We start from the raw sequence: 19,134 nt of genomic DNA, 5'->3' as shown, positions 1-19,134 counted from the left end.
CCGGCGGCGGACGCGGGGGCGGCCCGCCCGGGGACGGGGTGTCAGTCGCGGGGGAGCAGGTGCCCCAGCGGCCCGAGGTCGAGGTTCAGGTCCTCCAGCGTGAAGCCGTGCTCCTCGCACAGCTCGGCCAGCCGGTCGTGCAGCGCCATGAGAGTGGCGCCCAGCTCCTCCTCCTGCTCGTCGGTGAGGTCCCCGGCGTCGACACGGCGCAGCGCCTGGCGCTCGATCAGCTGACGCAGCAGCTCCACGAGGGTCAGGACGAGTTTCAGGAGGTCCTCCTCCACGGTCTCCCGGTCGGTGGTGAGCCGGTGCGCGGGGCGCGATCGCCCGCCGTGGGCGGGAGGAGGAGCCTGGACGAGCCGGAAGGCCTGGGACATGGCGTCGCCGACGGCGGGCAGGCGCGGGGGCGCGTCCGCCTCGGGCGGCACCCGCGGGCGGCCCCGCTCCGAGGGCTCGCCGCTCATGGCGGTCCTCCGTCCTGCGAAGGCGCCGCGATCCCCGTCTCGGAGTCGACGGAGACGATGAGCGCCCGAAGCGAGATCCGTACGAGGTCGATGTCCGCGATCGACAGGACGATGTCGCCGGTGACGACCACCCCGCCGCTGAGCAACCGGTCGAGGAGGTCGATGAGGGCGACCTGACGCTCGGGGAGCGGGTCGCCGCGCTCGGTGAGGCTCATGGCGCCGTCCGGCGGATGTCGGGCCGCGCCGGGGGCTCGGCGGGTCCCGCCGACCCGGGGGCGGCCGGGCCGGTGGGGGTGTCCGGGGCGGTGGGGGTGTCCGGGGCGTCGCGGTCGCCCGGGCCGTCCATGGCGTCGCGCTCGTCCGGGGCCTCTTCCGCCTCGTCGGGCGGGGTGACGAACGAGTAGGGGGCCCACGGCCCCGTGACGTCGACGCGGACCCCCGTGAAGTCCCGGGCCGCGTCGGTGACGGCGGCGCGGAACGTCTCGGCCAGGTCGTCGGGTACGAGATAGGCGTCGTTCAGGACGTTCTCCTCGGGGCCGGTCAGCGCCCCGCTCTGGGCGGCGTGGCGCACCCGCTGGGAGGCGTGGCGCGCCGCCGCGGCCTCGATCGCCTCGGCCGCGAGCCGTGCCTGCGCGTGGACGGCCTCCTGCGCGTGGCGATGGGCCTTGCGGCGCTGCAGGTACGCCTTGCCCGGGGAGAGGGCCGCCTCCGGGGCCGGTTCCGCCCCGGGCCCGGCGGCGTCGGACCGTACGAGGTACATCTTCACGCCGAACTCCGTCTGCGCCTCCAGCCGGGCCAGTCGTTCGGCGAAGGCGGCGCGCCGGCGGACGAGCGCCTCGCGGGCCCGCGCGTCGTCCTCGTAGACGGTGGCCATGCGCAGGGGCAGGACGGTGGCGTGACCGGCGAGTGTCTGTACGACGTCGTGGTGGGCCCGTGCGACGCTCTCCAGCCAGTCCAGATCCTCGAAGTGGTCCTTCAGCGCGGCCTCGTCGAAGTCGCGGCGGGGTACGGCGCTGACGACGAACGCGAGGCTCCCCTGCGCGCCGTCCCCCGCTCCGGCGTCGGCGGGCGGTTCCGGTTCGTCGAGGTAGCGGACGGGGGAGCCGAGGACCCCGGCGATGCCCGCGAGGGCCTCGTGCGGCGCCTGGGCCCGCGGGACGACGGCGTACACGTAGGTGAGGACGTCCTCGGCGGCGCTGGTCATGAGCGGCCCCGCCGTCCGGTGGAACCGCCCGTCTCACCGTCCGGACGGTCGTTCGGCAGGTCGTGCAGCGCGCCGCCGATCGCGCGGCCGCCGGGTTCGGCCTCGTCGACGGGGCGGTCGCGCCGGAGCGCGTCCAGCTCGGCGCGGAGACGGCGGTTCTCCTGCTCCAGCGGGCTGCCGGTGTGGCGGCTGGAGAGCGACGGGTCGTGTTCCCACCAGTCGATGCCCATCTCCTTCGCCTTGTCCACGGAGGCGATCAGGATCCGGAGTTTGATCGTGAGGAGTTCGATGTCGAGCAGGTTGATGCGGATGTCGCCGGCGATCACGATGCCCTTGTCCAGCACCCGCTCCAGGATGTCGGCGAGGCTGGACGAGGTGTTCTGGCCGTACGGCGCGGCGGCACGGGACGGGGCGGAGCCCAGTCGGCTCGGCAGGGGATCGGTCACGGTGGCCACTCACTTCCCGGTCAAGGCAGTCGCTGCCGGAACTCTTCGATCTCCGCCAGACGGTCCAGCAGCTCGTCCTCCCGGCGGTCGAACGTCTCCTCGTCGATCTCCCCTTCCACCAGCATGCGTTCCAGCTCCGCGAGTTCGCGCCAGATCGGAGCGGGGTCGTAGTACTGGTCCTCGGCCTCGTCGACCACCCGCTGCGCGGCCCACATGACGGCGCGCACCGGCTCGACGGGCAGGGTCAACAAACGGCCCAGAAGTCCCATGGCGGTCCTTCCTCCTCACGTCACGAAGCTGTAGGGGGGCAGGGGACCGCTGAAGCGGAGGTCCACCCCGCCGTCGATCTCGCGAGCCAGGTTCGACTCGGCCTTCAGCAGGTCGTCCTTACGCTCGTCGGGAACCAGCAGCGACAGATTGAGGAAGGCGCTCGCCGACGGCGGGCGGGAGACGTGCTCACGGGCGAATGGGAGCAACGCCTGGACCAGCCCGTCGGCCAGGGTCTGCTGGCGCACCTCGACCTCGCGGGCGACGAGCTCTCCCAAGGTCATCGGCAGGTGCGGATCCGGATCACCGGAGCGGATCCGGTCGTTGAGGTCCCGGGCCTCCGGCGAGTCCTCGAGGATCTGGCGCAGGAGGGGCTCCTCATCCGCCTGAGACGCCCTCACATGGTGCTCGGCACAGCCCTCGATCCGGGCGAGCGCGTCGAGGTAGGCGCCGGTGTTCTCCTCCAGGGCCCGGAGAACGGCGTCCTCGTCCGGCGCGATGTATCCGAACTGCAACGGCAGGATGGCGCCGTCCGCCATCAGACGCTCCTGGACCTCCTGGTGCGCGGACAGGTCACGCCGCTTGGGGCGGATGTCCTCGGAGATCTCCCCGACGATCGCGCTGAGTTCACCAGAGGTGACGCTCCGCAGCGGCGAGGGTTCGGCGCCCACTCCGGTGAGACCGTCCAGGCGCAGGGAGTGGCCCTTGCCGGCGATCGAGTACACGTACAGCGCCATCGGTCACTCCTTCTCTCGCCGTACCGGCCGCCTCGCCGGGCGCCGCTTGCGGGGAGGGGCCGACTCCTCGGCCTCTTCCTCCTCGTCGGGCTCCCGCGCCTTGGACGACCCTCCGGTCAGGGAGTCGCTGACGGCTTCGACGGCTCCGCTGAGCGCGCCCTTGGACTTGCCCTTGGCGCCGCCTTCCATCATGTTGCCGACGACCTCGGGCAGTTGGGCCGGTGCCTTGCGTCCGGCTTCGAGGTCGAGCCGGTTGCAGGCCTCGGCGAAGCGCAGATAGGTGTCGACGCTCGCGACGACGATCCGTATGTCGATCTTGAGGATCTCGATGCCCACGAGCGAGACGCGGATGAAGACGTCGATGACCAGACCGCGGTCGAGAATGAGTTCCAGGACGTCGTAGAGGCTGCTGGAGCCGCCTCCGCCCCTGGATACGGTGTTGCCGCTCTGCGGCACCATGGTCATGGCGCCTCCTTCCGCGGCCGGCCCTTGCTCAGGCCGGCCGGTCGATCGTTCCTCGGCTGTAGCGGCGGGTGCGTTCGTAGGAGATCAGTTCGCCCTCCTCGTCCAGGGCGACCCGGTAGCTGGCCATGACGCTGGTGCTGTCCGGGACGCGCTCCAGCTCCATCACCTCCACCTGTGCCTCCCACCCCTGGTCGGTCGGCTTGAGCGAGGAGACCGAGTCGGGGGGCCGGCCGAGCAGCTCCGAGAGCTGCACGGCCGCCGAGCGCATGGCCGAAGCGGCGTTCGGGACGCCCGAGCGGCGTCCTGGGGAAGCGCGCCGCGGTGGCTTCCTGCGCTGCTCGTCGGTGTCGTCGTCGCCGCGCGGGGGGACCCGCCGGGAGCGACCCGGTTCTGCTGCGGCCATATGCCCTCCCATGGGGAGACAGCCCGTTACGTCCTAGAATGTCACCTATTGGGGGCATAAGTCTTGTAGGGGGGGTAGCCGCTGAGAGACGGCAGCCCGAGCGGGACCGCTTCGTCGCTCCTGCGCGAAACACCCCCGTTCCGCCGGTTCGGACGCTCCGGCAGGCGGAGCGAGAAGGCCCGCCGACGCCCTGGTGAAGGGGATGAGCTCATGCAGGACATGAACAAGATCGCGCTCGCGGCCGCCGTGGCTGGGGGTTACCTCCTCGGGAGGACCAAGAAAGGGAAGCTGGCCTTCTCCGCGGCGACGTACCTCGCCGGCCGCCGCTTCGGACTGGATCCGAGCCAGCTGATGAAGGAGGGCCTCTCCAGGGTCAAGGAGATGCCGCAGTTCGCCGACCTCGGCGACCAGCTGCGCGGCGAAGCACTCGAAGCGGGCAAGAAGGCGCTGACCGCCGCGGCCAACCGCAAGCTCACCGACCTTGCCGACTCGCTGCACGAGCGCACCCTGGAACTCTCCCAGGGCGGCGGGGGCCGTGAAGAGGACGAGGAGGAGGAAGAGCCGTACGAGGACGAGGAGGCGGAAGAGGAGTACGCCGACGAGGACGAGGACGAGGGTGGAAACGCGCCTTCGGAGAACGAAGAAGACGAGGAAGAGGACGAAGAGGAAGAGGACGAAGAGGAGGGGGAGCCGGAAGCCGAGGAGGAAGAGCCCGAAGAGGAAGAGGAAGAGCCGGAAGAGGAAGAGGAAGAGCCGGAGGAAGAAGAGGAAGAGGCTCCTCCGCCTCGTCGGCGCACCCCTTCGTCCTCACGTGGCGGTACGGGCAAGTCGGCCGCGGGCTCGTCTCGTTCGGCGGGCCGAGGCTCCGGTCCCTCCCGCGAGTCGGCCGCCAAGAAGGCGCCGGCGAAGAAGACGGCGGCGAAGAAGGCACCGGCCAAGAAGGCGCCCGCCAGGTCCGCCCCGTCGAAGCCCGCCGCGAAGAAGGCACCCGCCAAGAAGGCCCCGGCGAAGAAGACGGCGGCGAAGAAGGCCCCCGCCAAGAAGGCGCCGGCGAAGCAGACGGCGGCGAAGAAGGCCCCCGCGAAGAAGGCGCCCGCGAAGAAGGCGCCGGCCAAGAAGACCACGGGCCGGGCTCCGGCTCGCAAGACCGCCGCCAAGAAGTCGGCGGCCCGCAAGCCGTCCGGACGGAGGTAGGCCATGGCTACGTCAGACCGTGACGGCGGCAAGGGATCGTCGGGCCTGGATCAGCTGCTCGGCGAACTGACCGGCTTTCTCTCCGCCCAGGCGGACCAGTTGGCCGGCAAGGCGACCGACAAACTCGGGGATCTCACGGACCAGCTCACCGACGTGGCCGAGAACGGAGGGAAGCTCTCGGACGTCGCCGGAATCGGCGGCCGCATCCTGAAGGGCGACTCACCGCTGAAGGCCATGGCGGGCCAGAAGCTCGGCAGCCTGAAGGACAGCGTGACCGGGCTCTTCGGCAAGGACGGCGGGAAGGGCAAAGGCAAGAGCCGCAAGAGCGGCGGCAAGGCCATGAACATCATCGAGGTGCTCGACATCGGCCTGCCGCTGCGGACGGTGTACGACTTCTGGACGGAGTACGAGAAGTTCAGCAGCTTCGCCAAGGGTGTCCGCGACGCCTCGCGCGACGACGACACCGCCAGCTCGTGGAAGGTGAAGGTCGGTCCTTCCACCCGAAGCTGGAAGGCGACCACGCAGGAGCAGATTCCCGACGACCGCATCGTGTGGACCTCCGAGGGGGCCAAGGGGACCACGCGCGGTTGCGTCTCGTTCCACGAACTCGCGCCGTCGCTGACCCGCGTCGTCCTCGTCGTCGAGTACCTCCCCTCCGGCTTCTTCGAGAAGACCGGCAACATCTGGCGCGCGCAGGGCCGCCGCCTTCGTCTGGACTTCAAGAACTTCCAGCGGTTCGTCTCCCTGACCACCGACGAGCCCGAGGGCTGGCGCGGCGAGATCCGGGACGGCGAGGTCGTCCGGAGTCACGAGGACGCGATCGAGGAGGAGGAACAGGAGCAGGGCGAGGAGGAAGAGGGCGAGGAAGGCGAGTACCCGGACGAAGAGGCCGACGGGTACGAGGACGCCGACGAGGATGCGGAGGAGTACGACGAGGAGGGTGAGGAGGACGAAGAGCCCGAGGAGGGCGAGGAGGACGAGGAAGGCGGGTACGAGGACGAGGACGAGGAGGAGTACGACGAGGAGGAGCCCGAGGAGGACGAAGAGCCCGAGGAGGAGCCCGCTCCGCGGCGCCGCAGGCGCACGTGAGGGCACCCGGCCGCCGACCGGCGGTGCGCGACGGAGGGCCGGCAGTGGATGCCGGCCCTCCGTCGTGCCGTGATCACCGAAACAGCCCTACGCCTCGTGACGTCGGCCGCGTCGTGATCGTCGCCCGGGCTCCCCGCGCCCGGTGGGCGAACGCGGTCCTTCAGTGCTTGAGCGTGTCCTTGGCCTTGGAAGCGGCCTGCTTGGCGTCGCCGGCCATCTGCTCGCGGCGGCCCTTCATCTCCAGGGTCTCGTTCCCGACCGCCTTGCCCGTCTCCTCCTTCGCCTTGCCCTTGGTGGTCTTCGCGGCGTTCTTCGCCTTCTTGCCTGCGCCCATCTCTCTCACCTCTCCACCACGTCACCCCGTGCGTGTCCTACCGCGCCCCTACCCCGAGCGGCTATAAGCATGCCTTTCAGGCGAAACGGTCAAAAGGTCGCCACGGGTGGGGCCGGTCGCCGGGGCCCGCCCCGGTTCAGGGGGCGAGTCGGGCCGCCAGATAGCGGGCGGTCCGGCTCGCGTCGGCCCGCGCCACCTCGGCGGGCGGCCCCTCCGCCACGATCCGGCCGCCCTCGTCGCCGCCGCCCGGCCCCATGTCGATCACCCAGTCCGCCGTGGCCACCACGTCCATGTCGTGCTCCACCACCACGACCGTGTGGCCGGCGTCGACCAGACCGTGGAGCTGACGCATCAGGACCTCGACGTCGGCCGGATGGAGGCCGGTCGTCGGCTCGTCCAGGACGTAGAGGGTGTGACCCCGGCGGGGGCGCTGCAGCTCCGCCGCGAGTTTGATGCGCTGCGCCTCGCCACCGGACAGCTCGGTCGCGGGCTGGCCGAGTCGCAGATAGCCGAGGCCGACGTCGAGCAGGGTCCGCAGGCTCCGCTCCGCTGCGGGGGCCCCCGCGAAGAACCCGGCGGCGGACTCGACCGTCAGGTCGAGCACCTCCGCGATGGTGAGCCCGCGCAGCCGGACCTCCAGGGTCTCCGGGCGGTAGCGCGCCCCTTGGCAGTCAGGACAGGGCGCGTACGTACTCGGCAGGAACAGCAGCTCGACCGAGACGAAGCCCTCGCCCTGGCAGGTCTCGCACCGCCCCCCGGGCACGTTGAAGGAGAACCTGCCCACCTTGTACCCCCGTCGGCGGGCTTCCTCGGTGTCGGCGAAGAGCTTGCGTACGACGTCGAACAGGCCCGTGTAGGTGGCGAGGTTCGAGCGGGGCGTCCGGCCGATCGGTTTCTGATCGACCGTCACCATGCGGCCCACCCCGGCGATGTCCTCCGACAGCGCGCCCACCAGAGTCGACTTCCCCGATCCCGAGACCCCCGTGACCGCCGTCAGCGCGCCGACCGGGAAGGCCGCCTCCAGGCCGGTGAGGTTGTGCCGGGTGACCGGCCCCGTCCGCAGCGTCCCGCGCGGCTCCCGGACCGCCCGCTCGGGCACCGGGGCGCGGTCGAACAGGAAGCGGCGCGTCGTCGACTCCTCCACCCGCGCCAGCTCCCGCGGGGGCCCGCAGTGCAGGACCCTGCCGCCGTGGACACCGGCCCCCGGGCCGACGTCCACGAGCCAGTCAGCATGCCGTACGACATCGAGATGGTGCTCGACCACGAAGACGGAGTTGCCGGCCGCCTTGAGCCGGTCGAGGACCACGAGCAGCGCTTCGGTGTCGGCGGGGTGGAGGCCCGCCGAAGGCTCGTCGAGGACGTACACCACGCCGAAGAGACCGGAGCGCAACTGTGTGGCGAGGCGCAGCCGTTGGAGTTCGCCGTTGGAGAGGGAGGGGGCGGTGCGGTCCAGGCTCAGATAGCCCAGGCCCAGCTCGGTCACCGTACGGATCCGCGCACGCAGGTCCGCGACGAGAACCCGCGCGGCCCCGCCTCCGACGTCCGGCCGGTGCGCGTCCGCCGCGCCGGGTCCGGTCCCGTGTGCGGGGTCGGGTCCGGTTTCGTGTTCGGGGTCGGCTCCGGTCTCGGGGTCCGTCGGGTCGGCCAGGAGCGCCGCCAGGGCGGTGAGCGGCAGGGCGGCCAGCTCGGCGATCGTCCGGCCCGCGAAGGTCACCGCGAGCGCCTCCGGCCGCAGCCTGCTCCCTCCGCACACCGGGCAGGGCGCGGCGCTCAGGAACCGCTCCGCCTTGGCCCGCAGCGTGGGGCTCTTCGAGTCGGCGAAGGTGTGCATCACATAGCGCCGCGCACTCATGTACGTCCCCTGGTACGGGCGTTGGATGCGCCCCGCCTCCCGTACCGGATGGACCGTGACGACCGGCTGCTCGTCCGTGAAGAGGATCCACTCCCGGTCCTCGGCGGGCAGCTCCCGCCACGGCCGGTCGATGTCGTGGCCGAGGGCGTCCAGCACGTCGCGCAGGTTCTTGCCCTGCCAGGCCCCCGGCCAGGCGGCGATCGCCCCCTCCCGGATCGACAGCCCGGGGTCGGGCACCAGCAGCTCCTCGCTGGTGCGGTGGATCAGACCGAGCCCGTGGCACTCGGGGCACGCCCCGACGGCGGTGTTCGGCGAGAACGCGTCGGAGTCCAGGCGCGCGGCCCCCGGCGGGTAGCTGCCCGCCCGGGAGAACAGCATCCGCAGCGAGTTCGACAGGGTGGTGACCGTGCCGACGGAGGACCGGGCGTTCGGCGAGGAACGGCGCTGCTCCAGGGAGACGGCGGGCGGAAGACCGGTGATCTCGCCCACCTTCGGCGCGCCCACCTGGTGGATCAGCCGCCGGGCGTAGGGGGCGACCGACTCGAAGTAGCGGCGCTGGGCCTCGGCGTAGATCGTCCCGAACGCGAGCGAGGACTTGCCGGAGCCGGACACACCCGTGAAGACCGCGATCGCGTCACGCGGGATGTCGACATCGACCCCGGCGAGGTTGTGCTCCCGAGCCCCTCGGACACGGACGTACGGATCGGGCGCGGAGCCGGTCGCGGCTTCGGACGGGTCGGACATCCTTCGATCCTAAAGCGTGTCCCGCGAGTCCCGCCTGAGGTGCGGCACCCCGCGCACGGCGGTGACCTCAGGCGTCCGTCCTGGTCAGACCCGCCAGCCGGGCCAGTCGGCGGTACGAGTCGTGCAGCGCCCCGCGGTCGTACGTACTGGTCGTCACCAGCACCTCCTGAGCGCCGCTCTCCTTCACCGCCCGCTCCAGCTCCTCCCGGACCTGCTCCTCCGTGCCGTGGACGTGGCCCGCGAGCCCGGACTCGAAGAAACCGCGCTGCTTCTCGGTCATCGCCAGCTCCTCGATCCGCTCCACCGGCGCGAGCGGGGGGAAGGCGCCCCGGGTACGGGAGTACGCGCCCGACCAGGCCTCGGGGACCAGCAGCCGCCGGGCCTCCTCCTCGGTCCCCGCCACCGCGACCGTGCCCGCGACGACCACGTACGGTTCGTCGGCCCACGGCGAGGGGCGGAAGGCGGCCCGGTAGGCGTCGATCGCTGTCAACAGCCGCTCCCGGCCGCGCAGGTCGCCGATGACCAGGGGCAACCCCGCGGCGGCGGCGATCGAGGCGCCCTCGCCGGTCGCCAGGACGTACGGCGGGACCCTCAGGCCCTCGGCGGGCCGGGCGTGCACCTGGGGGTGCGCGGTCTGGGCCCCCGTGAACCAGCCGAGGAGTTCCTCCAGCTGCTCGGCGAACCGGTCGGCGTCCTCCTTGTCCCGGCCAAGCGCCCGCCGGATTCCGTCCGTGAAACCGACCGAACGGCCGAGCCCCATGTCGATCCGGCCCGGGAAGAGCGCCTCCAGGACGCCGAACTGCTCCGCGACGACCATCGGCTGGTGGTTGGGGAGCATCACCCCGCCGGTCCCGACCCGGATGGCCGAGGTCGCCCCGGCCACGGCGGCGGCCAGCACGGTCGGCGCCGAGCCCGCCACACCCGGCACGCTGTGGTGCTCGGACACCCAGAAGCGGTGGTAGCCGAGCGCTTCCGCCTCCCGCGCGAGGCGCACGGTGGCGCGCAGCGCCTCGGCGCCGTCCTCGCCCTCCCTGGTCCGGGAGCGGTCGAGAACGGAGAAGCGCACACCGTCGAGCGAAGAGGTCACGCCCCCTTCAACGCATCGGCGCCCCGGGGATTCCCGCGGCCGCCTTCCGTCGCCCCCCGCGGGACTTTCCGTACTCGGCCTAGGGTGGTGCCGTGACAGGTAACACCAGGCCCCTGGCCGTCTTCGACCTCGACAACACGCTTGCGGGCACGGCTCACCGCCAGCACTTCCTGGAGCGCCGGCCCCGCGACTGGGCGGGCTTCTTCGCGGCCGCGCCCGAGGACCCGCCGCTGGCGGAGGGCGTGGCGCTGTGCCGTGAGGCCGCGGAGGAGTGCGAGATCGTCTATCTCACCGGGCGCCCCGAGCGCTGCCGCAAGGACACCGTCGCCTGGCTGGCCGCGCAGGAGCTGCCGGAGGGCCGGATCCACATGCGTCGCGACCAGGACCGGCGCCCGGCACGCCTCACCAAGCTGGAGATCCTGCGCCGGCTCGGCCGCGACCGCGAGGTCCGCATGCTCGTGGACGACGACGAACTGGTCTGCGAGGCGGCCGAACGGGCCGGTTTCCGCGTCGTACGCGCCCGCTGGGCGGACCCGTCCACGGCCCTGAAGGACGCCCAGGAGAGGGAAGGCCGCACCTGAGCCCCCGGGGGCGCCCGTACGGGCGCGGGCCCGGGAGGGACCCACGCGCCGTCACGCGGGGGCCGGGTACGCGACGGGACCGCCCCCGTCACACCCGGCCCGCCTTCTCGCGCTCCGCGCCGTCAGGCGCTCTCGCCCTCCTCCAGGCGGAAGCCGACCTTCAGGCCGACCTGGTAGTGCTCGATCGCGCCGTCCACGATGTGGCCGCGGACCTGCGTCACCTCGAACCAGTCGAGGGCCCGCAGCGTCTGCGAGGCGCGCTCGATGCCGTTGCGAATGGCCTGGTCGACCCCCTCCGGGGAGGTGCCGACGATCTCGGTGACGCGGTAGGTGTGGTTCGACATGGGGGCCGAACTCCTCTCGGTGGGCTCACTCCACCGTGCCCCACCACGCCCCGGTCCGCGACACGTCGCCGGGGCCCGGGTGATCGGCCGTGCCCTCGCCGAGGGCGAGGCGGGTGACGATGCGGTAGCGGTCGCCCCGGTAGAGCGAGCGGACGTACTCCACGGGCCGTCCGTCCGCCCCCGACGTGACGCGGTCGAAGAGCAGCGCGGGGGAGAGGACGGGGACGTCGAGGAGGCCGGCCTCCTCCTCGCTCAGCACCGTCGGCTCGATGGACTGCACCGCGTGCGCCGGCCGGATGCCCCGCGCCTCCCGCAGATGGGTGTAGAAACCGCCCTCCATGTCGGCGGCGGTCAGGCCGGGAACCAGTTCGGCCGGGACGTGCAGGTGCTCCAGGGCGATCGGGGCGCCGTCGGCGTGCCGCACCCGGGTCACGCACACCAGCTCGGCGGCGGGGGAGACCTTCAGCTTCCGGCCGATGCGCGCCCCCGCCCGTACCGTACGCAGGGAGAGGACCGTGCTCGTCCAGGCGCCGCGGCTCGGCGGCGCGCCCGCCCGGTGGTCTCCCGCGACCAGCTCCTGGGTGATCTTCGCGGGGGCGACGAACATGCCGCGGCCGTGCTCCCGTACCAGCGCTCCGGTGGCCACGAGTTCGTCGACCGCCGCGCGCAGGGTGGGGCGCGAGACGCCGAGGGTGGCGCACAGGGTGCGTTCGGAGGGGATGGCGTCGCCCGGGCGGCGGCCGTCGATCACGGTGAGCAGATGCTCCCGTACCCGTTCCCGTTTGAGCTCCATCGCCCGCCTCCCCGCGTACCCGGCCCCGCCGCCGTCCGGCTGCCGGTCAGTATGCCGGTCCGTACGCGTCCCCTTGCGTGGAGGAGGTCACGAGGCCGTCGCGGGTGAAGTCGAGCCGGGAGACGAAGCGGTAGCGGTCGCCGCGGTACACGGAGTGGACGTACTCGACGGGGCGGCCCGCGGTGTCGAGGGTGAGGCGCTCGATCAGCAGCGCGGGGGAGAGGACGGGCACGTCCAGGACGGCCGCCTCGGCCTCGCTGACGACGGTGGGCTCGATGGACTGCGTCGCCTCCTGGACGTGGATGCGGTGGTGCTCCCGCAGATGGTCGTAGAGGTCCCCCGACTCCAGCTCCTCCGGGGTGAGCGCGGCCCCGACCAGGTCGGCCGGGATGTGCAGGTGCTCGATCGCCATGGGGGAGCCGTCGACCAGACGGAGACGGGCGATGTAGAGCAGCGCGGCGGCGGGGGAGAGGCGGAGCCTGCGGCCGATGCGCGCGCCGGCCTGGATGGTCGCCGACTCCAGGATGGTGCTCGACCAGGTGCCCGAGGCGCGCGGGACGGCGAACGCCGCGTCATCCGGGGCCAGTTGCTGGGTGATCTTCGCGGGGGCGACGAACATGCCGCGGCCGTGCTCCCGTACCAGCGCCCCGGTGGCCACGAGTTCGTCGACCGCCGCGCGCAGGGTGGGGCGCGAGACGCCGAGCGTGGCGCACAGGGTGCGTTCGGAGGGGATCGGGTCGCCGGGGCCGCCCGCCTCGATCAGGCCCAGCAGGTGTTCCCGTACCCGCTCCCTCTTCAGCACCCCGCTGGAGGAGCCGTCCTTCATGCCACTCTCCCTGACTGGTCAACTGGTAAGTCGCATACTACGCGGCTCCGATGACCGGCGTCTCGGTGAATACCGCATGTTTTCAAGGGGGTTGACGGCTCCATTGGTCCATGCCACCTTCGGGGCACGCAGCTGACCACTTGACCAATTGGTCAACCATTCATCGAGGTGCCCGTGACAACTCGTTCCCTCGCCGGTCGCGTCTCCCTCGCGGTGACCCTTGCTCTCGCCGTCACCGCCACGGCCGCGGGCTGTGGCTCGACGGACGGCCCGGCGGCCTCCGGCGGGCCGGAGAAGGTCACCGTGTGGATCATGAAGGACAGCGTCACCGACGCCTTCCTCGACCGGTTCCGCACCGACTTCGAAGCCCGGAACAAGGACATCGACCTGGACGTCCAGATCCAGGAGTGGGACGGCATCGGCGAGAGGGTCACCGCCGCCCTCGCCAGCAAGGACGCCCCCGACGTCATCGAGGTCGGCAACACCCAGGTCGCGCAGTACGCGGCGAGCGGCGGCGTGCGCGACCTCGGCGACAGGGCCGGCGAACTGCACGGCGCCGACTGGCTGCCCGGCCTCGCCGAGCCCGGCAAGGTCGACGGCAGGCAGTACGGCATCCCCTGGTACGCCGCCAACCGGGTCGTGATCTACAACAAGGACCTCTTCGCGAAAGCCGGCGTCACCACCCCGCCCCGGACCCAGGACGAGTGGCTCGCCGTCACCGCCAGGCTCGACCGGGGCACCACCCAGGGCATCTACCTCCCCGGCCAGAACTGGTACGCCCTCTCCGGCTTCGTCTGGGAGGCCGGCGGCGACCTCGCCGTCCGGGACGGCGAGGGCTGGAAGGGCGCGCTCGACACCCCCGAGGCGCTCGCCGGCATGGACTTCTACCGGCGGCTCCAGGCCCTCGGCGAAGGCCCCAAGGACTCCGACGAGGCCAAGCCCCCGCAGGCCGACGTCTTCGCCAAGGGCGACGTCGCCCAGATCATCGCCGTACCCGGCGGCGCCAAGATCGTCGAGGAGGCCAACCCGGCGCTCAAGGGCAGACTCGGCTTCTTCCCGATCCCCGGCCGGACGGCCGGCAAGCCGGGCGCCGTCTTCACCGGCGGCTCCGACCTCATCATCCCCGCGGCCTCCACCCACCCCGACGCCGCCTACGAGGTCGTCAAGGCCCTCGCCGGCGAGAAGTGGCAGACGGACCTGGCCCGGACGATGAGCTACGTCCCCAACCGCACCTCGCTCGCCCGCGTCATCCAGGACGACGAGGGCACCGCCGCCATGGCCGCCGGAGCCGCCCAGGGCCGGGCCACCCCCAACTCGCCCCACTGGGCCGCCGTCGAGGCCACCAACCCCGTCAAGCAGTACATGACCGCCGTCCTCACCGGCGCCGACCCGGCAGGGGCCGCCCGGGCCGCGTCGGAGAGCATCACCAAGACCCTCGGCTCGTGAGACCGCAGCGCGGGCGGACCCTCTGGCCCTACCTCCTCGTCGCGCCCACCGTCGTCGGCGGCGTCCTGCTCCTGGGCTACCCCCTCGCCCGCAACCTGCTGATCTCCTTCCAGCACTACGGCATGGGCGAACTCATCCGCGGCGACGCCCCCTTCGTGGGTCTCGCCAACTACCGCACGGTGCTCACCGACCCCGAGTTCTGGGAGGTCGTCCGGCGCACCCTCGGATGGACCCTGGTCAACGTCGTCCTCATCATGGTGATCGCCACGCTGGTCGCCCTGATGACCCAGCGCCTCGGCCGGCCGATGCGGATCCTGGTGACGAGCGGGCTCGTCCTCGCCTGGGCCAGCCCCGTCATCGCCACCACCACCGTCTTCCAGTGGCTCTTCGCCTCCCGCCTCGGCCTGGTCAACTGGGCGCTCGTCCGCCTCGGGTTCACCTCCTTCGAGGACTACTCCTGGCTCGCAGACGGCACCTCCGCGTTCACCGTCCTCGTCCTGCTGGTCGTCTGGCAGTCGGTGCCCTTCGCCGCCATCACCCTCCACTCCGCCCTGCTGACCGTCCCCGACGAGCTTTACGAATCGGCCCGCCTCGACGGCGCCGGCGCCTGGCGCACCTTCCGCTCGGTCACCCTGCCCCTCCTGCGGCCGATCTTCGCCCTGGTGCTCTGCCTGGAGGTGATCTGGGTCTTCCGGTGCTTCGCCCAGATCTGGGCCGTCACCAAGGGCGGCCCCGGCGACGCCACCACCACCCTGCCCGTCTACGCCTACCGGGTCGCCCAGTCCCTCCACCGCTACGACCTCGGCTCGGCCGTCTCCACCCTGACCGTGCTCCTGCTGGTCACCGTCCTCATCGCCTACTTCCGCCGCATGCTCCGACAGGAGGCCGACCGATGACCCCGCGAGCACTGCGCCGGCTCCCCCTCAACACCGCCGCGTCGATCGTCTTCGTCGTGGCCGTCTTCCCCGTCTACTGGATGGTCCTCACCGCCTTCAAGCCCACCCCCGACATCCAGGCCGAGACCCCCGTCCTGCTGCCCACCTCCCTCACCCTCGACCACTTCTCCCACGCCGTACGGGCCGACGGCTTCTGGCTCTTCTGGCGCAACAGCCTCCTCGTCACCGCCGGCTGCGTCCTGCTCGCCCTGGTGGTCGCCCTCGGCGCCGCGTTCGCCGTCGCCCGGATGCGCTGGCGCGGCAGGCGCGCCTTCCTCCTCATGGTCTTCATCGCCCAAGTGGCGCCCTGGGAAGCGCTGTTGATCCCGATGTACGTCATCGCCCGGGACGCCGACCTGCTCGACCGGCTGGTGACCCTGACCCTGATCTACTTCATGGTCACCCTGCCGTTCACCGTCGTGACCCTGCGCTCCTTCCTGGCCGGCATCCCCGCCGAACTCGAAGAGGCCGCGCAGGTCGACGGCTGCACCCGCGCCGCGGCCTTCCGGCGCGTCACCTTCCCGCTCCTTGCCCCCGGACTGCTCGCCACCTCGCTCTTCGGATTCATCACCGCCTGGAACGAGTTCGCCTTCGCCAACATGCTCATCATCAAGAACCAGGACGACCGCACCCTCCCCGTCTGGCTCTCCTCCTTCTCCAACGTCTTCGGCACCGACTGGGGCGCCACCATGGCCGCCTCCACCCTCTTCGCCCTGCCCGTCCTCGTCCTCTTCCTGGTCCTGCAGGGTCGGGTCGCCGCCGGTATGACCGGCGGAGCCGTGAAGGGATAGCGAGCCCATGCCCCTGCCCCGACTGATCCCCCAGCCCTCCCGGCTCAGCCCGCTGCCCGGCCGGTTCGCCTTCGGACCGGACACCGCGGTGAGACCCGTCCCCGGCGCCGAAGCGGCCGCCGCGCTGCTGCGCGACCTGCTCCGCCCCGCCACCGGACTGCCCCTGCCGGACCGGCCGGACGGCACGGTCGTCCTCGCCCTCGACCCCGCCCTCACCGGACTCGGCGAGGAGGGCTACGGCCTCACCGTCGGCGCCGAGGGCGTCCTGCTCCGCGCCGCCCGCCTGCCGGGCCTGCTGGCCGGTGTCCAGACCCTCCGTCAGCTCCTGCCGGTGGAGGCCCTCTCCGCCGCACCCGTGACCGGCGTCGCCTGGTCCGTACCCTGCGTACAGATCACCGACCGCCCCCGCTTCCCCTGGCGCGGAGCCATGCTCGACGTCTCCCGCCACTTCCGCCCGGTGTCCTTCCTGCGCCGCTACGTCGACCTCCTCGCCCTCCACAAGCTCAACGTCCTCCACCTCCACCTCACCGACGACCAGGGCTGGCGCATGCCCGTCGCGGCCTACCCCCGGCTCACCGAGACCGGCGGCCTGCCCCACGGCGGCGCCTACACCCGCGGCGAACTCGCCGACCTGGTCCGGCACGCGGCCGCCCGCGGCGTGACCGTCGTCCCCGAGATCGAGATGCCCGGCCACGTGCGGGCCGCCCTCGCCGCCTACCCCCGCCTCGGCAACCGCCCGGACCGGACCCTCGACGTCTGGGACCGGTGGGGCGTGTGCGACACCGTCCTCGGCGTCCACGACGAGGTCCTCGACTTCTGCCGCACCGTCCTCGACGAGGTCATGGACGTCTTCCCCTCGCCCCACGTCCACCTCGGCGGCGAGGAGTGCCCCACCGCCGAATGGCACGCCTCCCCGGCGGCCCGCCGCCGCGCCGCCGAGGAAGGACTCACGGGCCCGGACGCCCTGCACGGCTGGTTCATGGACCGCATCGGCCGCCACCTCGTGGACGCGGGACGCCACCCGGTCGGCTGGACGGAGACCGGGGCCGACCTCCCCCCGTACTTCACCGTCATGCCCTGGCGCGACACCGCGCACGGACGCACCGCCGCCCGCCGCGGCCACCGGGTCGTCATGGCGCCCCACCGCACCACCTACCTCGACTACCCCCAGTCGGCCGGCCCCGACGAGCCGCCCGGCCAGCCCGGCGCGGTGGTCGACCTGCGCGCCGTCCACGGCACCGACCCCGCGCCCCGGGACTGGAGCCCGGAGGAGACCGGCCGGGTCCTCGGCACCCAGGCGCAGCTGTGGACCGAATACGTCCCCACCGCCGCGCACGCCGAGTACCTCACCTTCCCCCGGCTCTGCGCGCTCGCGGAGACCGCCTGGACCGGCCGCCACGACTGGCCCGGTTTCCGGGACCGCCTGCACCACCACCTGACCCGGCTCGACACCCTCGGGGTGCCGCGCCGCCTTTCCCCCACCCCCACCGTCCCAGGAAAGGAACTCCCATGAGCCACCCGACGAACCCCAGGACCGGCCGGAGCACACGCCTGCGCGCCGCCCTCGCCGCCGCCACCGTCACCGGCCTCGGCGCCACCGTCCTGACCGCACTCCCGGCGGCCGCGGCCGGCGAGCCCGTCACCGTCCAGTACCGCCAGAGCGCCGGCGGCGGCGACCAGGCCGAGCCCTGGTTCAAGGTGGTCAACACCGGCTCCTCCGCCGTGACTTTGAGCCAGGTGAAGGTGCGCTACTACTTCAAGGCCGAGGCGGGCGCGTCGTACACCTACGCCTGCTCTTGGGCCGTGAAGGGCTGCGCGAACCTCACCGGCACCTTCGGCACCCTGGCCCGCCCCACCGCCACCGCCGACCGCTATCTGGAGGTCGGCTTCACCGCGGGCGCCGGCACCCTCGCGCCCGGCGCCGACACCGGCGACATGCAACTGCGCTTCCACCGCTCCAACTGGCAGCCGCTGAACCAGAGCGACGACTACTCCTTCGGCCCCGGCCAGACCTCGTACGCGAACTGGTCGAAGGTCACCGCCACCGTCAACGGGGTCCAGGTCTGGGGCACGGCCCCGGCCGGCAACGAACCCACCCCGGACCCGACGGACCCCACCCCCGACCCGACCGACCCGACCACGCCCCCGCCCACCGGAGCCACGCTCTTCGACGACTTCGACTACACCAGCCACACCGACCCCGCGATCGCCGCCCACGGCTGGAGCGTGCGCTCCAACTCCGGGGGACCCGGCGTGCCCGGAGCGACCTGGGCCCCGGAGAACGTCACCTTCGCCAAGGAGGGCGGCAACTCCCTCATGAACCTGAGGACCTCGACGGCGGGCACCGGCGAGTCCACCCGCCACACCGAGATCCTCACCCGCTCCTCGAAGTTCAAGAACGGCACCTACGCCGCACGCGTCCGCTTCTCCGACGCCCCGCTCTCCGGCCCGGACGGCGACCGCGTCGTCCAGACCTTCTTCACCATCAACGACCTCAAGGCGCCGATGGCCGACGACTACGCCGAGTACGACTTCGAGTACCTCCCCAACGGCGGCTGGGGCGAGCCCGCCAACATCCTCTACACGACCTCCTGGGAGACCTACCGGCCCGACCCCTGGGAGGCCGTCAACCAGCACTCCGAGGTCCGGGCGAGCTACGCCGGGTGGCACGACCTGGTGGTGACCATCGACGACCGCTCGATCGTCTACTACGTCGACGGCCAGGAGTTCGGCCGCCACGACGCCCGCTACCTCCCCGAACGCCCGATGTCCATCAACTTCAACCAGTGGCTGATCGACCTCGCGGGCCAGACGTCGACGACCCCGCGCGCCTACGACCAGAAGGTCGACTACGTCCTGCACGTCAAGGACCAGGTGCTGACCCCGGCGCAGGTCGCCGCCAAGATCGCCGCCTACCGCTCGGCGGGCACCGCCTTCCAGGACTCCGTACCGGCCGTCCCGTAAAAGCGACAAACGGGCGGGCGCACGACGGTGCGCCCGCCCGGAGCGGGAGCGAGCAGGACTTGACCAGTCTGGTTGGTCCAGACCAGAATCCAGGCCACCTACCCGCGCGAACACCGCGTTCGTCCCCCCACGTCGGGTCAGCTCCCCATGCCGCACTCCATGTCATGG

At 72.1% G+C, this 19,134-nt stretch carries 22 protein-coding genes; 8 read left to right on the top strand and 14 right to left on the bottom strand.

Going from position 1 to position 19,134, the window contains the following annotated elements; translation table 11 throughout:
* Positions 1-41: 41 nt before the first annotated feature.
* From ACFZBD_RS02855 to ACFZBD_RS02820, 8 genes are read right to left on the bottom strand one after another with little or no spacing between them, the layout of a single operon-like run.
* Complete coding sequence (locus tag ACFZBD_RS02855; protein WP_391134234.1) at positions 42-464, bottom strand: gas vesicle protein GvpK; 423 nt, start codon at positions 462-464, stop codon at positions 42-44.
* Positions 461-679: a gas vesicle protein GvpJ gene (locus ACFZBD_RS02850; protein ID WP_391134231.1), complete on the bottom strand. Its 219-nt coding sequence runs from the start codon at positions 677-679 to the stop codon at positions 461-463. The genes ACFZBD_RS02855 and ACFZBD_RS02850 overlap by 4 nt, the downstream gene beginning before the upstream one ends.
* Positions 676-1,668, bottom strand: coding sequence for a GvpL/GvpF family gas vesicle protein (locus tag ACFZBD_RS02845; RefSeq protein ID WP_391134228.1), 993 nt, complete (start codon positions 1,666-1,668; stop codon positions 676-678). Before ACFZBD_RS02845 ends, ACFZBD_RS02850 begins: the two co-directional genes overlap by 4 nt.
* Positions 1,665-2,114: a gas vesicle protein GvpJ gene (locus tag ACFZBD_RS02840; protein ID WP_391134225.1), complete on the bottom strand. Its 450-nt coding sequence runs from the start codon at positions 2,112-2,114 to the stop codon at positions 1,665-1,667. Before ACFZBD_RS02840 ends, ACFZBD_RS02845 begins: the two co-directional genes overlap by 4 nt.
* Positions 2,115-2,134: 20 nt before the next feature.
* Positions 2,135-2,383: a gas vesicle protein GvpG gene (locus ACFZBD_RS02835; RefSeq protein WP_391134222.1), complete on the bottom strand. Its 249-nt coding sequence runs from the start codon at positions 2,381-2,383 to the stop codon at positions 2,135-2,137.
* Positions 2,384-2,398: 15 nt separating this feature from the next.
* Entirely contained in the window at positions 2,399-3,118 is a 720-nt protein-coding gene (locus ACFZBD_RS02830; protein ID WP_391134219.1) for a GvpL/GvpF family gas vesicle protein, read from the bottom strand.
* Positions 3,119-3,121: 3 nt separating this feature from the next.
* Positions 3,122-3,583, bottom strand: coding sequence for a gas vesicle protein GvpJ (locus tag ACFZBD_RS02825; RefSeq protein ID WP_391134216.1), 462 nt, complete (start codon positions 3,581-3,583; stop codon positions 3,122-3,124).
* Positions 3,584-3,611: 28 nt separating this feature from the next.
* Entirely contained in the window at positions 3,612-3,986 is a 375-nt protein-coding gene (locus tag ACFZBD_RS02820; RefSeq protein WP_391134213.1) for a gas vesicle protein GvpO, read from the bottom strand.
* Positions 3,987-4,196: 210 nt separating this feature from the next.
* On the opposite strand from ACFZBD_RS02820, the gene ACFZBD_RS02815 reads away from it, so the two are divergent.
* Positions 4,197-5,180 carry a histone H1-like repetitive region-containing protein gene (locus tag ACFZBD_RS02815; RefSeq protein ID WP_391134209.1) on the top strand — a complete coding sequence of 328 codons (984 nt, stop codon included), beginning with the start codon at positions 4,197-4,199 and terminating at the stop codon, positions 5,178-5,180.
* Between the two features lie 3 nt (positions 5,181-5,183).
* The gene (locus ACFZBD_RS02810; protein WP_391134206.1) at positions 5,184-6,269 is read left to right on the top strand and encodes an SRPBCC family protein; all 1,086 of its coding nucleotides are present in this window, start codon (positions 5,184-5,186) and stop codon (positions 6,267-6,269) included.
* A 160-nt stretch (positions 6,270-6,429) separates the two neighbouring features.
* Here the strand turns inward: ACFZBD_RS02810 and ACFZBD_RS02805 are convergent, their stop codons facing one another.
* The 3 genes from ACFZBD_RS02805 to ACFZBD_RS02795 form a co-directional block, all read right to left on the bottom strand.
* The gene (locus ACFZBD_RS02805; protein WP_391134203.1) at positions 6,430-6,603 is read right to left on the bottom strand and encodes a CsbD family protein; all 174 of its coding nucleotides are present in this window, start codon (positions 6,601-6,603) and stop codon (positions 6,430-6,432) included.
* Between the two features lie 136 nt (positions 6,604-6,739).
* Positions 6,740-9,199 carry an ATP-binding cassette domain-containing protein gene (locus ACFZBD_RS02800; protein ID WP_391134200.1) on the bottom strand — a complete coding sequence of 820 codons (2,460 nt, stop codon included), beginning with the start codon at positions 9,197-9,199 and terminating at the stop codon, positions 6,740-6,742.
* Between the two features lie 67 nt (positions 9,200-9,266).
* On the bottom strand, positions 9,267-10,286 hold the full coding sequence (locus ACFZBD_RS02795; RefSeq protein ID WP_391134197.1) for an MsnO8 family LLM class oxidoreductase: 1,020 nt from the start codon (positions 10,284-10,286) through the stop codon (positions 9,267-9,269).
* 92 nt (positions 10,287-10,378) lie between these two features.
* Here ACFZBD_RS02795 and ACFZBD_RS02790 point away from each other — a divergent pair, with 92 nt between their 5' ends.
* Positions 10,379-10,867 carry a hypothetical protein gene (locus ACFZBD_RS02790; RefSeq protein WP_391134194.1) on the top strand — a complete coding sequence of 163 codons (489 nt, stop codon included), beginning with the start codon at positions 10,379-10,381 and terminating at the stop codon, positions 10,865-10,867.
* 122 nt (positions 10,868-10,989) lie between these two features.
* Here the strand turns inward: ACFZBD_RS02790 and ACFZBD_RS02785 are convergent, their stop codons facing one another.
* From ACFZBD_RS02785 to ACFZBD_RS02775, 3 genes are read right to left on the bottom strand one after another with little or no spacing between them, the layout of a single operon-like run.
* Positions 10,990-11,211 (bottom strand): dodecin, encoded by a 222-nt coding sequence (locus tag ACFZBD_RS02785; RefSeq protein WP_391134191.1) that lies wholly within the window; start codon positions 11,209-11,211, stop codon positions 10,990-10,992.
* Positions 11,212-11,236: 25 nt separating this feature from the next.
* A complete protein-coding gene (locus ACFZBD_RS02780) occupies positions 11,237-12,004 on the bottom strand; it encodes a UTRA domain-containing protein (RefSeq protein ID WP_391134188.1) in 768 nt (255 codons plus the stop codon).
* 46 nt (positions 12,005-12,050) lie between these two features.
* Positions 12,051-12,830, bottom strand: coding sequence for a UTRA domain-containing protein (locus ACFZBD_RS02775; RefSeq protein ID WP_391134185.1), 780 nt, complete (start codon positions 12,828-12,830; stop codon positions 12,051-12,053).
* A gap of 174 nt (positions 12,831-13,004) precedes the next feature.
* Between ACFZBD_RS02775 and ACFZBD_RS02770 the strand changes: the two genes are divergently transcribed.
* From ACFZBD_RS02770 to ACFZBD_RS02750, 5 genes are read left to right on the top strand one after another with little or no spacing between them, the layout of a single operon-like run.
* A complete protein-coding gene (locus tag ACFZBD_RS02770) occupies positions 13,005-14,276 on the top strand; it encodes an extracellular solute-binding protein (protein ID WP_391134182.1) in 1,272 nt (423 codons plus the stop codon).
* The gene (locus ACFZBD_RS02765) at positions 14,273-15,172 is read left to right on the top strand and encodes an ABC transporter permease subunit (protein ID WP_391134179.1); all 900 of its coding nucleotides are present in this window, start codon (positions 14,273-14,275) and stop codon (positions 15,170-15,172) included. The genes ACFZBD_RS02770 and ACFZBD_RS02765 overlap by 4 nt, the downstream gene beginning before the upstream one ends.
* A complete protein-coding gene (locus tag ACFZBD_RS02760; RefSeq protein WP_391134176.1) occupies positions 15,169-16,002 on the top strand; it encodes an ABC transporter permease subunit in 834 nt (277 codons plus the stop codon). The genes ACFZBD_RS02765 and ACFZBD_RS02760 overlap by 4 nt, the downstream gene beginning before the upstream one ends.
* Before the next feature lie 7 nt (positions 16,003-16,009).
* Positions 16,010-17,515, top strand: coding sequence for a family 20 glycosylhydrolase (locus ACFZBD_RS02755; RefSeq protein WP_391134173.1), 1,506 nt, complete (start codon positions 16,010-16,012; stop codon positions 17,513-17,515).
* On the top strand, positions 17,512-18,966 hold the full coding sequence (locus ACFZBD_RS02750) for a cellulose binding domain-containing protein (RefSeq protein WP_391134170.1): 1,455 nt from the start codon (positions 17,512-17,514) through the stop codon (positions 18,964-18,966). The genes ACFZBD_RS02755 and ACFZBD_RS02750 overlap by 4 nt, the downstream gene beginning before the upstream one ends.
* The last annotated feature ends 168 nt before the right edge of the window (positions 18,967-19,134 follow it).

It is taken from the genome of Streptomyces sp. NPDC008121, from assembly GCF_042957155.1.
Classification (GTDB): Bacteria; Actinomycetota; Actinomycetes; order Streptomycetales; family Streptomycetaceae; genus Streptomyces.
The sequence above is the reverse complement of the archived record's forward strand: the minus strand, read 5'-3'. Positions and strand labels throughout refer to the sequence as shown.

Bases quoted from the DNA above. Each gene is read 5' to 3' on its own strand.
- ACFZBD_RS02855 (WP_391134234.1), bottom strand. From the start codon at position 464: ATGAGCGGCGAGCCCTCGGAGCGGGGCCGCCCGCGGGTGCCGCCCGAG.
- ACFZBD_RS02850 (WP_391134231.1), bottom strand. From the start codon at position 679: ATGAGCCTCACCGAGCGCGGCGACCCGCTCCCCGAGCGTCAGGTCGCC.
- ACFZBD_RS02845 (WP_391134228.1), bottom strand. From the start codon at position 1,668: ATGACCAGCGCCGCCGAGGACGTCCTCACCTACGTGTACGCCGTCGTC.
- ACFZBD_RS02835 (WP_391134222.1), bottom strand. From the start codon at position 2,383: ATGGGACTTCTGGGCCGTTTGTTGACCCTGCCCGTCGAGCCGGTGCGC.
- ACFZBD_RS02830 (WP_391134219.1), bottom strand. From the start codon at position 3,118: ATGGCGCTGTACGTGTACTCGATCGCCGGCAAGGGCCACTCCCTGCGC.
- ACFZBD_RS02825 (WP_391134216.1), bottom strand. From the start codon at position 3,583: ATGACCATGGTGCCGCAGAGCGGCAACACCGTATCCAGGGGCGGAGGC.
- ACFZBD_RS02820 (WP_391134213.1), bottom strand. From the start codon at position 3,986: ATGGCCGCAGCAGAACCGGGTCGCTCCCGGCGGGTCCCCCCGCGCGGC.
- ACFZBD_RS02815 (WP_391134209.1), top strand. From the start codon at position 4,197: ATGCAGGACATGAACAAGATCGCGCTCGCGGCCGCCGTGGCTGGGGGT.
- ACFZBD_RS02810 (WP_391134206.1), top strand. From the start codon at position 5,184: ATGGCTACGTCAGACCGTGACGGCGGCAAGGGATCGTCGGGCCTGGAT.
- ACFZBD_RS02805 (WP_391134203.1), bottom strand. From the start codon at position 6,603: ATGGGCGCAGGCAAGAAGGCGAAGAACGCCGCGAAGACCACCAAGGGC.
- ACFZBD_RS02800 (WP_391134200.1), bottom strand. From the start codon at position 9,199: ATGTCCGACCCGTCCGAAGCCGCGACCGGCTCCGCGCCCGATCCGTAC.
- ACFZBD_RS02785 (WP_391134191.1), bottom strand. From the start codon at position 11,211: ATGTCGAACCACACCTACCGCGTCACCGAGATCGTCGGCACCTCCCCG.
- ACFZBD_RS02780 (WP_391134188.1), bottom strand. From the start codon at position 12,004: ATGGAGCTCAAACGGGAACGGGTACGGGAGCATCTGCTCACCGTGATC.
- ACFZBD_RS02775 (WP_391134185.1), bottom strand. From the start codon at position 12,830: ATGAAGGACGGCTCCTCCAGCGGGGTGCTGAAGAGGGAGCGGGTACGG.
- ACFZBD_RS02760 (WP_391134176.1), top strand. From the start codon at position 15,169: ATGACCCCGCGAGCACTGCGCCGGCTCCCCCTCAACACCGCCGCGTCG.
- ACFZBD_RS02755 (WP_391134173.1), top strand. From the start codon at position 16,010: ATGCCCCTGCCCCGACTGATCCCCCAGCCCTCCCGGCTCAGCCCGCTG.
- ACFZBD_RS02750 (WP_391134170.1), top strand. From the start codon at position 17,512: ATGAGCCACCCGACGAACCCCAGGACCGGCCGGAGCACACGCCTGCGC.